General features: G+C 59.7%; 8 protein-coding genes. 1 reads left to right on the top strand and 7 read right to left on the bottom strand.

What is annotated here, in order from left to right; all coding sequences use genetic code 11:
- Positions 1 to 39 precede the first annotated feature (39 nt).
- Entirely contained in the window at positions 40 to 4,455 is a 4,416-nt protein-coding gene (locus AB7M25_RS12585; protein ID WP_454237390.1) for a response regulator, read from the top strand.
- A 35-nt stretch (positions 4,456 to 4,490) separates the two neighbouring features.
- Here AB7M25_RS12585 and AB7M25_RS12580 read toward each other — a convergent pair whose 3' ends face one another.
- The 7 genes from AB7M25_RS12580 to mhpA form a co-directional block, all read right to left on the bottom strand.
- Positions 4,491 to 5,810, bottom strand: coding sequence for an outer membrane protein transport protein (locus tag AB7M25_RS12580; protein ID WP_429384730.1), 1,320 nt, complete (start codon positions 5,808 to 5,810; stop codon positions 4,491 to 4,493).
- Between the two features lie 146 nt (positions 5,811 to 5,956).
- Positions 5,957 to 7,858 (bottom strand): acyl-CoA synthetase, encoded by a 1,902-nt coding sequence (locus tag AB7M25_RS12575; protein ID WP_454237389.1) that lies wholly within the window; start codon positions 7,856 to 7,858, stop codon positions 5,957 to 5,959.
- Between the two features lie 2 nt (positions 7,859 to 7,860).
- The gene (locus AB7M25_RS12570) at positions 7,861 to 8,817 is read right to left on the bottom strand and encodes a fumarylacetoacetate hydrolase family protein (protein WP_454237388.1); all 957 of its coding nucleotides are present in this window, start codon (positions 8,815 to 8,817) and stop codon (positions 7,861 to 7,863) included.
- A gap of 175 nt (positions 8,818 to 8,992) precedes the next feature.
- Positions 8,993 to 10,084: a VOC family protein gene (locus AB7M25_RS12565; RefSeq protein ID WP_454237387.1), complete on the bottom strand. Its 1,092-nt coding sequence runs from the start codon at positions 10,082 to 10,084 to the stop codon at positions 8,993 to 8,995.
- Between the two features lie 86 nt (positions 10,085 to 10,170).
- Positions 10,171 to 10,785, bottom strand: a complete 615-nt coding sequence (locus tag AB7M25_RS12560; protein WP_429560703.1) for a TetR/AcrR family transcriptional regulator — start codon at positions 10,783 to 10,785, stop codon at positions 10,171 to 10,173.
- Between the two features lie 250 nt (positions 10,786 to 11,035).
- Positions 11,036 to 11,683 carry a TetR/AcrR family transcriptional regulator gene (locus AB7M25_RS12555; RefSeq protein WP_454237386.1) on the bottom strand — a complete coding sequence of 216 codons (648 nt, stop codon included), beginning with the start codon at positions 11,681 to 11,683 and terminating at the stop codon, positions 11,036 to 11,038.
- 2 nt (positions 11,684 to 11,685) lie between these two features.
- Complete coding sequence (gene mhpA / locus AB7M25_RS12550) at positions 11,686 to 13,344, bottom strand: bifunctional 3-(3-hydroxy-phenyl)propionate/3-hydroxycinnamic acid hydroxylase MhpA (protein WP_429518731.1); 1,659 nt, start codon at positions 13,342 to 13,344, stop codon at positions 11,686 to 11,688.
- Between the last annotated feature and the right edge of the window lie 320 nt (positions 13,345 to 13,664).

The raw sequence follows: 13,664 nt of genomic DNA, 5'->3' as shown, positions 1-13,664 counted from the left end.
ACGGTCAACACGCCGGTTTTACATCAACGGGGACCTACAATGACCAGAGTGCTCGCCCTGCTGGAAAAACTGCCCCTGCGCATCAAGTTGATCCTCGGTTTCGCGACGCTGGGGATGCTGGTTCTGGTGCTTGGCGCGCAGAGCCTGCGTACCCAGGATTTGCTGGAAACGGATATGCAGCGGCTGTACCAGCAAGAGTTGGCGGGCATCGAACCCTTGCAGGAAGCGCGGGTGCTGATGCCGCATCTCATGCAGGGATTGCAGCATGCCGTCGGTGGCAACAGCGAAGATGTTCGTAGCAAGGGCGTCGAGCAATTTGGTGAGGCTCGACAACATCTTCAAGTGGCGCTGCTGCAGGTACAACCGACCCTCTGGCGCCAGGAAAACCAAGAACGATTCGCCCTGTTCGAGGTTTTGCTGAAGCGTTTTCTGCACGACGGTGAGGCAGCACTGGAACTGGCCGCTGCAGGAGATCAAGCGCGAGCGTTGCGGCTGATCGATAGCGTCGAGTTCCAGGGGCTGGATGAGCAGGGAGACGACTTGCTCAAACAGATGGCGCGAATCAAACAGGCCTCCATTCATGACACGGCCAAACAGATCGCAGACTTTGCCGGGCGCAGCACCCGGCTCACCTATCAATTGCTGCTGGGCGGCCTGACACTGGCATTGTTGATGGGCTGGTTGATCAGCCGTTCGATTCGCCTGCCCCTTGACCGGGTGCGCGCCGCCGTTGACGAGCTGACCGCCGGCCGACTGGACGGGACGATTCCCTATACCGATCTGCAAAATGAAACCGGTGATCTGGCGCGTGCAATCGCGATGCTGCAGACCGAGTCGCAACAACTGGAGCGCCAGCGCTGGGTCAAGGCGCAAACCGAGCAACTCCAGGCCGACTTGCCACATGCGGAAACGCCACGGGAGCTGGCCCAGGTCTTTTTACGGCACATGGCGAGCATGCTCGGCATCTGCCGGGGCGTGCTCTATAGCGTGCAAGAGCAGGATAAAAGCCTGCAATTGATTGGCAGCTACGCGACCGATCCCGATTACCCGCCGGCGCCGACGGTGGCTCTGGGAGCCGGCCTTCTAGGGCAATGCGCGCTGGATCGTGCGCCCCGAGAATTGCAGGGGCTGACGCAGCCGCTCGGACGGTTACATTCGCAGTTGGGTGAAGTGCCGGCCAGCTATCTGCTGGTGCAGCCGGTTTTGCGTGGTGAGCGTCTGCTCGGCATGCTCGAGCTGGCGGGTTATCAACCGCTGGGGGCCCGTGAGCAGTCGCTGTTGCAGGAGGCCATGCCACGCCTGGCCGGCGCCATGGCGGTGATGGAGCGTCATCTGGCGGTGCAATCCTTGCTGATCGAGACCCGGCGCCAGGCCGACGAAATGGGTCAGCAGGCCTTGCGGCTGGAGTTGCAATCGAAGGAGCTGGAAGCACAACAGACCGCGTTGCGTGCCACCAAGGCCTGGTATCGCGCGATCCTCGAGGCGGCACCGGACGGCATGATCGTCATCAATGCCGAGGGCGCGATCCTGATGACCAACCCGCAGCTGGACACGCTGTTCGGTTATGCCACGGGTGAGTTGGTGGGCGAGACCATCGAGCGGCTGGTGCCTGACGCGGCGCGCGGCCGGCATGTGACATTGCGCAATGGCTTCATCGCCCATGGCAGCACCCGGCAGATGGGCGCGAACCTGGACGACCTCAAAGGCCTTCGCAAGGATGGCAGCCTGTTTTCCGTGGAGATCGGCCTGTCGCACTTGCCGCTTCTGGAGGGGCGTGGCACGTGCATTTGCGCTTCGGTTCGCGATGTCAGCGAGCGTCGGCAGATGCAAGCGGCGGTCAAATCCAGCGAAACGCAGTTGCGTGCGGTATTGGACAGCAGTCCGGTGGCCATGCTGATCCGTGACGATGATGGCCGCCTGAGTTACTGCAACCCGGAGCTGGAGGGCCTGTTCGGCGTCAGCCGCGAGCAACTTGGCGAAATGGACGAAAGTCGCTTCTGGTGCGATGCACAGGCACACGACCGCTTCCTGGCCGCAGCCGCCAAGGGCGCGGTCTTAAACTTCGAGGCCAGCCTGCAGCGCGATGGAGGAAAGCGTTTCGAGGTGTTGCTCTCGGCCGTACCCTTGGCACTCGGAGAGCGCAACATCAGCGCCAGTTGGTATTACGACATCACCGACCGCAAGGCCGCCGAGGCACTGGTGCAGCACGCCCGGGAGATCGCCGAAGAGGCGACACGGGCCAAGAGCGAATTCCTCGCCAACATGAGCCATGAAATCCGCACGCCGATGAACGCCATTATCGGCATGAGTCACCTGGCGCTGCGCACCGACCTCGATAACCGGCAACGCAACTACATTGTGAAGGTGCATCGCTCGGCGGAAAGCCTGCTGGGGATCATCAACGACATCCTCGACTTCTCCAAGATCGAAGCCGGCAGGATGGACCTGGAGCTTATTCCGTTCCGCCTGGAAGACGTGCTGGAGAACTTCACCAACGTGGTGGGCCTGAGGGCCGAGGATAAAGGCCTGGAGCTGCTCTACAGCACGGTTGCCGATTTGCCGACCGCACTGATTGGCGACCCGCTGCGGCTGGGCCAGGTCCTGGCCAACCTGGGCAACAACGCGACGAAATTCACCGAACAGGGTGAAATTGTGCTGGGCATCGAGCGCGTCGGAAGTGACGAGGGCAAGGTCGAGCTGCATTTCTGGGTGCGCGACACGGGCATCGGCATGAGCGAAGAGCAATGCCAGAGAGTTTTTCAGTCTTTCATCCAGGCCGATAGTTCCACGACTCGCAAGTACGGAGGGACCGGCCTGGGCCTGGCGATTTCCAAGCGTCTGGTGGAAATGATGGGAGGCCGCATCTGGGTCGAAAGTACACTGGGCAGCGGTTCGACGTTTCACTTTTGCGTGAGTCTGGGCCTGCAGACAGCGGCGACCGCGCGACGCATGTTCACCGCCGAGGAGCTGTTGGGTATCCGCGTGCTGGTGGTCGATGACAATGCCAGTGCCCGGGAAATTCTTTCGGGCATGGCGCACAGCTTCGGTGTCGAAGTGGACGTTGCCGAAAGTGGTCGCATGGCCCTGCGCATGCTGGCGCAGGCCGAGAAAGATTCGCTGCCTTTCGACCTGGTCCTGATGGACTGGCGAATGCCGGGCATGAATGGGGTGGAGACGGTCCGCCAGATGCGCTCCGCCAACCTGACACGCACACCGTCAGTCATCATGGTCACCGCCCTTGATCGCGAGGAATTACTTGAACAGGCCAGGCACCAGGACGTCCATCTGCCGGTGGTGCTGACCAAGCCGGTCACCCCGTCCACCTTGCTCGAAGCCATAGGCACAGTGTTCGGCAAAGTGCCCCAAACCGGTACCCGCGCCCATGAGCGCACCGAGCAGAGCGCTGACAACATGGCACGCCTGAAGGGTGCGCGCCTGCTGCTGGTGGAGGACAACGAACTGAACAGGGAGCTGGCGTGCGACTTGCTGCAAGAGGCAGGCATCGAGTTCGAGCTGGCAGATGATGGCCAACAGGCACTCGACTGGTTGGCACGGGACAGCGATTTCGACGGTGTGCTGATGGACTGCCAGATGCCAGTGATGGACGGCTATACCGCGACACGCAGGATTCGCCAGCAATCGAACTTCGCGGCGTTGCCGATCATCGCCATGACCGCCGACGCCATGGCCGGGGACCGCGAACGCGCCCTGACCTGCGGCATGAATGACCACCTGTCCAAGCCATTGGACGTAGACGGCATGTTCGCCACGCTGGCCAGGTGGATCACGCCACGGCCCGGGCGTGGCGGCCGGGCGCGGGAGGTGACCGTTGCCGACACATCCGGACAGTTGCCCGCCGAGCTTGCAGGCATCGATCAGGTCGCCGGGCTGGCTGCCTGTTCGGGCAAGACGGCCCTTTACTTGCGACTGTTGCGCACATTCCACGCGACCCAGAAGAGCTTCGTCGAACAGTTCAAAACGGCAATCGCCGACGCCGATCCGACGGCGGCGGTTCGAGTGGCTCACACGCTGCATGGTAACGCGGGGAACATCGGCGCCAGGGCGCTGGCACAGGCTGCAGCACAACTGGAGCAAGCGTGCCGGGCTGGCGAGCCGAGCGATGGCGTGCAAGCTCACTTGACCGAGGTCAGTCGGTGTTTGATACCCGTATTGAGCGCGCTGGCGGTTTTGCCCGAGGAAAAAACGGCTTCAGGGGCGAAGCCGCCGCAGGCCGAGGCGGAACTCGGTGACCAGCTCACTCGGCTCGGGCAATTATTGGCCGAGAGTGACACCGCAGCCTTTGAAGCGCTTGATGAGTTGCGTCGGTTGTCTCTCGATAATGCATTGGCCAGGCGTCTGAGCCGAGTGGCCCAGCAGCTTGAACGCTTCGACTTTGATCGGGCCCTGGCGTTGCTGCAAGGCGAAATCAACCACTCCGCCCTGCCCCCCGAATGACCAGAGTGCACCGACAGCAAGGAACCAGGTGTCGCTTAGTACCGATAGGTTGCCTGCACTGAAACGCCATTCGCACTATTGCGGTAGTTGGCACTGTATTCCGGTTGAAGACCGGAGTTGTTCGACTGCTTCACCGAGACTTTGGAATCCCAGAGATAACCATAAGCAAAGTCTATCGTCAGATCTGGACTGGGCGAATAAGCACCACCCAGGGTCACGGCCTGGCGATTCCCGACCGGAACACGCACGCTGCGATCGGCATTTCCAATGGGCGACGGATCATAGGCGTAGCCGGCGCGCAGCAGCCATTGTTGGTTCAATTGCCAGGAGGCGCCCACTGCGGTGGACCACGTGTCGTGCCAGTTCATTTCTTCGGTCACACTTCCCAGACCCGCCGCCTGCCCCAAGGGGGAAAGACCGCTGTTGACTGCCTCGACCTTCTTGATCCGGCTCCAACGTTTCCAGGTAGTCCCCAGGTATCCCGTCCAGCGACTGTTGAAATGATGGGTGATGGACGTATCCACGGATTCGGGCATCGTGAGGTCTATCTTGTTGTCATAGTTTCCGTCCAGCGGGATAACGCTCGGCGAGCCGGAAACCTGAGTATGCCCTTTGAGTTCATAGCTCACCTTCGAGTGATAGTTAATCCCCCAACGGGTCGCTTCACTCAAATCAAACAAGACGCCGACGTTGTAGCCAAGTGCCGTGTCATCGCCTTTGATCGTGACCAGTGTGTCCTGGCCGTTGTTCAGGGCGCCGGTGGCCAGGTAATTCTGAAGCTTTGCATTGAAACGGTTCAGGGTCGGTCCGCCACCAATGGACACGTAATCATTGATCCGCCAGGCAATGGTGGGCTGCAGGGTTATTTCCTTGGTCGTGCTATAGGAACCATGGTAACGGCCCTGAAAACTGCTCTCGTAATCATTGATCAGACCACTCGGAGCATAAAGGCCCAGACCAATGGAAAAACGGTCGTCAAGCGGCGTCGACATATAGGCAAAGGGCACAACCCCCAAAGGGACCGAGTCCCCCTTATTCGTTCCTGGGGCACTGCTTTGCGCATTACTAATGTCGTCGCTCACCGAGACGACTGCGGCTCCGCCGGAAATCTCGGTACGTTTCAATTTGGTCAGACCTGCAGGGTTTCCAAAGATAGTGCTGGCATCCAGCGCGGAAGACGACCTTCCGGCATAAGCAGTTCCCGCACTGCTTGCACTTTGTTCGTTAAGGGCAATGCCATTGGCGCTTGCACTTGTTGAAACGCTGAGTATTGCCGCGGCACCTGTGAATCTGATCCAGGAAGACACTTCTCGCACAGCCGAGAGACACGGAGTTGCACGGTTGCTCAGTTTCATTTCCCACCTCGTATTGTTTTTATAGATTGGTGCGCAGGCAAGGCTTCGCCTTCCGGTGCACTTGGCAGTGCCGGCAGGCGTTGTTCGAAGTTGTGAAAGGCCCTGTCTGACGACTGGGCCGAGGTGCCGAATTTACGAAGCCGGGATCATTTGAGCCACTCCACTTGAAAGCTATAGCGACCAAGAAGGAGGGCCAAAGACTCTTGATCTGTTCCGGCCCGGATGCACGCGACTAACCCACGTTGTTCATGCTGGATGACCTCGACCGCAATGTCCTTCAGACACATGCGTTCCACTTCCTGCCGAACTGTTCGGGTCACTTCGCGCTGCTGCAAGGCGGGCTTGAAGATTTTGCCAACGGCCGTCAATGGCAGTGCTTCGAGGATTTCGATCCGCTTGGGTATGGCCGCCCGCTCACTGATGTGGTGCTGGGCAAATTGCTCAAGTTCTTCAATATTGCAGACGTGGCCTGGTCGCAGTTGCACGTAGGCGACCGGCACTTCGCCCGAATAGGCGTCCGGGCTGCCGATGGCCGCCGCCAACGCCACCGCCGGGTGGGCTTGCAGAGCCTCTTCGATTTGCTTGGGATCGATATTGTGGCCACCGCGGATAATCAGCTCCTTCTTGCGCCCGGTCAGCCAGAAGTAGCCATTTTCATCCTGGCGCCCCAGATCGCCCGTATTCAGCCAGCGCTCACCATCTATGTTGATCCACAGACCCCGGTTATGGCTGTCCTCAACGTAACCCTCGAACAGGTTCGGACCTGTGATGGTGATCACGCCAATTTCGCTGGGGTCAGCATCGCGCAGATACTCTCCAGCCTCATCGAGCATGACGGCGCGCATGTCCTGATAGGCAATCCGTATACCGATGGAGCCGATGTAGCGCTCGCCATGGGGCGGGTTAACCGAGGAGACGCACGCGCCTTCCGTGAGTCCATAACCTTCGAGGATCTTCACCCCGGTCCGGCCTTCGAACGCCCGGAAAAGTTCGACCGGCATCGGCGCGGCGCCACACATGGCATAACGAAGGCTGGACAGGTCGCGGCCTTCCAGCTCGTTTTGCAACAGTGCGGAATAGACGGTTGGAACACCGGAAAAGAAGTTGATGCCGAAGTGCTCAACCATCTCCCAGAAGCACGGGATCACACCCTCACCGCGATAACCCTGCGGCGTGCCGAGGATGACATGATCACCCTGGGTCCAAGGCATCAGGCCTGTTACCAGCTGAGCGTTTACATGGAACAGCGGCAACCCACAAAAAATGACCTGACCACTCCCGCGTGGTTGCATGTGCGTGGCCATGGCCCACGCGTTGAAAACCTCCGCCCCATGGGTACGCATCGCAATCTTGGGCAGACCGGTGGTACCGCCAGTGCAGAAGTAAGAGGAACGATCCTGCGGGCGAAACAGCCGGGCACTCTTCAAGTGCGTGCCTGGCTGAGCATCCATCAGCGTGCGTAATTCGTGAATCGTGGTGCCCTTGTGCAACTCACGTTCTTTTTCTGCCAGGGACTCCAGGGATTCACGTTGAGCGACATCAACGTAGGGCCCCATCCCAACCCAAACGACGTGCTTGATCCGGGGAAGTTGATCCAGCTGCGAAGCCAGCTTGGGCCACAGGTCGCTGCCCGGAGTCGGTGCGAGCGTGACCACCACGCTGGCCTTCGCGGCCCGCAACAAGGCCGCTATCTGTTTGGCCTCTTGCAGCGGATTGATCGCCATGACGATACCGGCCGCTTCACCCCCCCAGATGGTGAAGTGGGTTTCCGGCAGGTTGGGCAGGATGAAGGCCAGCACTTCACCCGGAGTAATGCCCAGGTCGTGGAAGGCATTCGCCGCGCGGGTGATGTCTGCGACGAGTTCGGCATAGCTCCAGTGGTGGGTGTTCCTGAAGCGGGTAGCGTCGGCGAAGAAACTCAGTGCCGGCGCGCTGGGGCCAAGCTCGGCGGTCCGGGTCAGTGCTTCATAAGTGCTTGAAGCCAGGCCACGCAATGCCAGCGGGACCTGCTCAATACTTTCAATGTCGCTCAGAGATCGCACCATCATTTTCAGGCCTCCTCTACGACTCGGTTGCGTTGCACACCCAGGTCAATCACGCCATCGGCACTGCGAATGCGCGCCTCGACCACGTCTCCTGCCTTGAGATATTGCGTCCGCCCTTCCTGCGCCTTGAGGAAAAGCTTCCATTTGGTGGCTTCCGGCATCAGGGCTGCAATGCGCTGTTTGGCCGGCGAAGGGATGGTCAGTGCGCATCCCGCAGGCGTACCGGTGGCGATCAGGTCGCCGGGGGCGAGATCCTGGACGGTGGAGAGTTCGGTCAGGGTTTCAGCGGGGCCGTATACCAGGTTGGCCGTGCTGTCGCTTTGTCGGACTTCGCCGTTGACCGTCAGGCGCAACTGCAAGGCTTTCAGGTAATGCATGTCCCGGGCATCCAGCAGGCAGAGATACGGGCCGACCGGGCCAAAAGTGCGGAAGCTCTTGCCCTTGTAGAACTGCATCTGAGGGATCTGGATGTCGCGTGCCGAGTAGTCGTTGACAATGACCACACCCGCAACGAACTCATGCAGGTTGGCGTCATTGACGGTCACTGCGCCGCCGATTGCGCGTTTCATCACCAGCCCGAGCTCGATCTCATAGTCAAGGAAGCGCACGGCGCGCGGCTTGATCAGGACGCTGTCTGCGGCCACCAGGCAGCTGGTCGCCTTGGTGAACATCATGTTGTATTTCTTCGCATCCGGGTCCATGCCCGACTCGATCATGTGCTGTCGGTAGTTGGCCCCCTGGCAGACAAACTGTTGGTTGCGGGTCACCGGCGACAGCAGCTTCACTTCGTGCGCCTCCAACTGCGAACCTTCGAGTTGAGCGAGGTCGTCGATACTGTTCTGGCAGATGAAGTCACCCGTGGTCTCAAAAGTGCCCGGGACAATGGTGATACGGTCTTGGCGCAGCACGCCCCAGTGGATACCGTTCTCAAACTCAAAGCGGACGACGTGTACAGCGGACATTGAAGGTACTCCTGGGGCAGCGTTTGTCCCGCGCTCGATGGCGCGAGAACTGTGGTGTTGTTCTGAGAGTGGGCTGGCGACGCTGTAGAGCAACGAGCCGCTGGCGATCAAGGCTCCGGCTTTGAGTACGTCTCGCCGGCTATACCGGGTAGCGATGCCCGACATGGCGGCTGCTCTACCCGAACATCCGCATCAGCGTGATCAACTTGCGAATCGTCAAGTCCGGGCTGCGTCGCAGGTTGCGAACCAGCGCCCGCACATTGCTGAAGCTCATCTTGGGTTTTGTGAAACGCCTGGGCATGCGCTGCCCCCACTGCGCCATTGCTTCCGGGCTCACGGGATGGATGCCCGTAGGCCGAGTGGCCGTGAACACATCCCCGTCGCAGTAATGCTCGTGCTTATCGCCCCATGGGTCTTGCCAGTAATCGAAGATCTGGCTGCCCAGGATGTGCCGGCCGATCCCCCACGAGTGTTCCCACCCCTGCTCCCGCAGGACGCGCTGCCCCATGCCCACCGCATCTGCATCGACGACTTCATAGGCACTATGGCTATAGGCAGCCATGAACCCCTGCGCTATCGCGAGCGTATGGTGTGCAGTGGGCGTTTCGCCGAGGTCAAGGCGCATGAAGGCAACGATAGGCGAGCCGTCGGGGAGTACCTGCACATCGCTGGGAATAAATCCGAAATGCCGGGTATACCAGGCACAGGTCGACTGGTAGTCGGCCACTTCAATCACGATATGACCGAGTTTGAGTACCTCAGGCGGAGCCATCGGCGGGCGTTGTGTGGCGTTGATTCGCGGTTGCTGCTGCGCCAGGTTCCAGGATAGAGGTGCCCGATGTTCCAAAGGTCTGGCTGGCGTCCGGTCGCAAACAGCCTCCACGATGAAACCGGAAGGATCCTTCAAATGGACGCAATACCCGCCACCGGGATGTTCCGACTTCTCGATCGATGACGCACCCGGGATCTGAGTCAGTTTTTCCAGATCGTCGAGAGTCTCTACAGCCAGCCCGAACCCGACAAACCGTGCCTGCTCGGCACGCTGGACGCGGTAGCAATAGGAACTCGCTTCAGTAGCGCGCAGATAGAGTGTATCGGCGTCCTGATGACCTACCGTCAGGCCGAAGTCCGTCAGGAAGCACGCCGCCTGGTTCAAGTCCGGCCGTTGAAAGATCAGGTGCGTCAGATCCTGCGCCTTCACTGTCGGCTGCGGATGCCGGGCCGGTTGCGGTGTCGCCAGCCGGTGCAGTTCTTTTTTGTGGGTCATTGTTGTTGTTTTCCGGTTTTTTAAGGCAAAGCTATCCCGCCCCCTGAAAAATCAGGGGGTGTTATCGGGTCGAGTGGGTTACGTGATCAGTCTGGTGACAGCAGTACCGGCAACTCCGAGGTTGCCAGCGCACGAGCCTCCTGCGGTGGAATGCCCAGTGCCCGCAGCACCAGCTCGGCCGTGTCAGAGCCCGCTTCGCGCCACGTTCTATGCCCTTCCAGCACCAGGAAGATCGAGCCAAGGACACCGCTCGATATCAGCGTGAGTATCGAGAGCAATTGCTCCTGGCGAAAGGTGTAGCGCCCACTGGAAAGTCCGTTCAGAAGATCGGTCGTCGCCTGGCCGCTGAACATTTCGCGCAATGCCGGGGTGCTCATGGCGAACTTATGGATAAAGGCCCCCCATTGGGAATCCTCATGCGCTCGACGGATGAAGAACCGGATGCCATTGGCAAGGCGCTGAGCGGGATCGGACAGGGAGTTGAAGCTCTTGCTGACGCGCTCATGCATCTCCGCCGCAAGCTGCCCGGCAACTGCCTCGAACAGGCTTTCCATGTTGTCGATGTTGCTATAGACCGTTCCGCGAGCCACGCCGGCCGCTTGTGCAAGGTCCAGGATGTTCACTTGCGAGGTACCTCGTTCAGCGAACAGGCGAAAAGCGGCTTGATGAAGGCGGCGTTGCGTTGGATTCAGGGATTCCACGGTTCTCTCTCCAGGATTACCTTTATGACGTCAATTGAACACGCGTGTTCAATTGACGTCAACAGCGGTTTTTGAATTAAATCCGTCAATCCCCATGAAAAGCGTTATAACTCTTGAAAACAGAGCGTACGAAGCCATAAAAGGCTAAAAATTAGCTCTTCGCACAGCCCACGAATGAACATGCATGTTCAGTATTTTCGAACAGTGGCTTCGGCCGGATAGTCACTGGCAGCGTCGGGATGACATCCGATCAGGCGGGAAGCGGCTTGCTGGCAATTTTCCTGGCCCTGGCAGGTGTTGCGCCCAGCGCCTGGAGAACCATTTCGCTGACCCGCTGATCGTGTTCCACCGCTGCACGGCCCTCGACAACCGAGCGCATTGCTCCAGTGGTGCATGACAAGACCATGTCCAGGGCAACGCCTTCGTCCACGTAGGCGAAAGTGCCCGCACGCAGCCCCTCGCGCAAATCGTCAAGTACGTGGGTAGCCAGGCGCGAGCGCATTGCCTGATCGAAATGGATGATGCGCAGCAACGCATTTGCCCATTGATGGTCGGTAGCGGCCCGACAGATAAACATGCGAACGCCAATCGAAAGCCGCTGCGCACCGCACTGCACGTCCGAGGTCAACACGGAAATGGCGTCAGAGAACTCCGCGGCCATGGCGATGCCCACCGCCTCCAGCACTTCGTCGCGCGTGCGGAAATAGTTGTAGATGGTCCCGTTGGATACCTCCGCTTCCGCGGCCACCTCCAACAGTGCGATCTCCCCCACCTCTTTGCGTGCAACCAGACGCAATGCCGCGTCCACCAGGCCGCGACGGGTGCGCTCACGCTTCTTGTAGCCCCTGGTAAGAGGTTGGGGCGCGGCATCGTCTGACGACAGTGTGGGGAAAGGCATGATCAAGCTCGCAATCGGGTGGGCTCGTTGATAGTAATGGAAACGCGGTCAGGCGTGGCGTCATCATGCATCAGCAAGCCCCGGCAGTCTCGAAGGAGTCTGCTGGCCTCTGCACCGGGGGCGTGGTGCATGATGATACGGTCAGGACGAACGGCGACCAGTGTTCCTTTTGCAGCCAGCGGCAGGATGTCATGGTTCATGTCTTCGATGAAGTCACAACGGCCGCCGGAACGTTGGCCGCGGGGTCTGACCTCCAGAAAGTGCCCCCCCATCTTTTCCCAGGAAACGATCTGATCAGTGGTGAGCAGCGACAACGGGTCAACACCGAATCCAACCAGGGTCAGGTTGTCTCCCAGTGCGTCGTCGCTCAGCTTGATCTGCTTTTGCAGGGTGCGAACCCAGGCTTGGGGAAACAGGCTGCCACGGACCAACTTGTCACCCCTGCGATGCTGCACGAACAGGCCGTGCTTGAAGGTGTTTTTCGGCTTGATGTCCAACTGCTCGAAGTACCTTCTGGTCGCGGGGGTCAACGCCAGCGTGCGCATCAGGCCGTGGATGAAGAATGCGGCGACCTTGTTCTTTGGCATCACCAGGCGACCCATGAGCTTTGCCAGATTGATCATGGCCTGGGCATGCGGGCGGCGCTCTGTATCATAGGTATCGAGTATCGCAGGCGCGGCGTGTCCACGAAGGACCCAAGCCAGCTTCCAGGCAAGGTTGGCACCATCACGAAGGCCCGCGACGAGACCTTGCCCCACAAAAGGAGGGGTGATGTGTGCGGCGTCGCCGACGAGGAAGGTACGTCCCTTGCTGAATCTATTGCAGCAACGCGCGTGGAATCGATAGACCGCCTTGCGCTCGATTTCCAGTTCCTGCGGATTGACCCATGGCGCAATGAGCCGCGCGATGCTTTCCGGGCTTTCCAGCTCCTCCCGGGATTCGCCAGGCTGCAGCATGAATTCCCAACGCTCCCTGCCACCAGGGGCGGGCATGTGCGGCGTGGGCCGCCGCGGATCACAGATAAACTCGATATGATCAATGGCTGACTGATGCCGGTTCCTGGCATCGACAATCAGCCAATCCTCTGCATAGGTTTGCCCTTCGAACTCCTGGCCGATCAGTGCCCTGACCCTGGAGCTGGCGCCATCCGCACCGATCAGGTACTGGGCGCGAACGGAATGCGACTGCCCATTTTCATCCCGTACGGTGGCGACCACGCCATCCGCCTCCTCGACCAGACTCTCCAGCTCGAAACCACCCAGGCTGGTCACTGATTTCAGTCGGGAAACCTGGCCACGCATCGCTCGTTCGAGGTCGGGTTGATAGAACGTCACAAGCTTGGGATGGCCATCGATGCACCCTTGAGTATCGGCACGACCGAATTGCCCGAGGACCGGAGAGTGCATCCTCACTTCAGGGATAGCGATCTTTTCGAAAGCGTCCTCCGACAATCCGGCCAGTTGCAGGATGCGCAGGGCCTCGTTGTCCAGAGCAATGGCACGAGGCATCAGTACGATGTCATGGAGCTTGTCCAGCACCAGGGTCGTAACCCCGTAGCGGCCGAGCAGCGCCGCGATTGTCGCCCCTACCGGACCGTTACCGACGACCAGCACATCGACGGTGGAGGAAGGCAATTCGGAAACTTTCTTGTTGTTGTTCATCTCGAGCCCTTGTTGTGATTGAAGTCGTGAGGCGCACAGGTCTCATCGTCAGGCAGGGTCAAGGTATGCAATATTGAGGAATATTTCAATATTGATGTATTTGTCATAATTATTTGCGATCATTGAAAAGCCGTGATGAGGCCGAACGGGCGAGCCGAGAGGCTGGGCGTTACTGGCCGCGTCAAGGCAAAGAAGGTTCGTGGCATGACGTTGTGAGTGCGCCAGTTTCCGACCGACGACGCTTGGCTTCAGAGTCAATCAGGGGTGTCATGGGAGCAATGGCCCATGATTGAAGCGCGTCACCGCGACGGGCCGAAACC

It is taken from the genome of Pseudomonas sp. AP3_22 TE3818 (assembly GCF_053628995.1).
This window is presented reverse-complemented; position numbering and strand designations above follow the sequence as displayed.

Coding starts and splice junctions, on each gene's coding strand:
- AB7M25_RS12555 (WP_454237386.1), bottom strand. CDS start 11,683: ATGCCTTTCCCCACACTGTCGTCAGACGATGCCGCGCCCCAACCTCTT.
- AB7M25_RS12585 (WP_454237390.1), top strand. CDS start 40: ATGACCAGAGTGCTCGCCCTGCTGGAAAAACTGCCCCTGCGCATCAAG.
- mhpA (WP_429518731.1), bottom strand. CDS start 13,344: ATGAACAACAACAAGAAAGTTTCCGAATTGCCTTCCTCCACCGTCGAT.
- AB7M25_RS12570 (WP_454237388.1), bottom strand. CDS start 8,817: ATGTCCGCTGTACACGTCGTCCGCTTTGAGTTTGAGAACGGTATCCAC.
- AB7M25_RS12580 (WP_429384730.1), bottom strand. CDS start 5,810: ATGAAACTGAGCAACCGTGCAACTCCGTGTCTCTCGGCTGTGCGAGAA.
- AB7M25_RS12575 (WP_454237389.1), bottom strand. CDS start 7,858: ATGATGGTGCGATCTCTGAGCGACATTGAAAGTATTGAGCAGGTCCCG.
- AB7M25_RS12565 (WP_454237387.1), bottom strand. CDS start 10,084: ATGACCCACAAAAAAGAACTGCACCGGCTGGCGACACCGCAACCGGCC.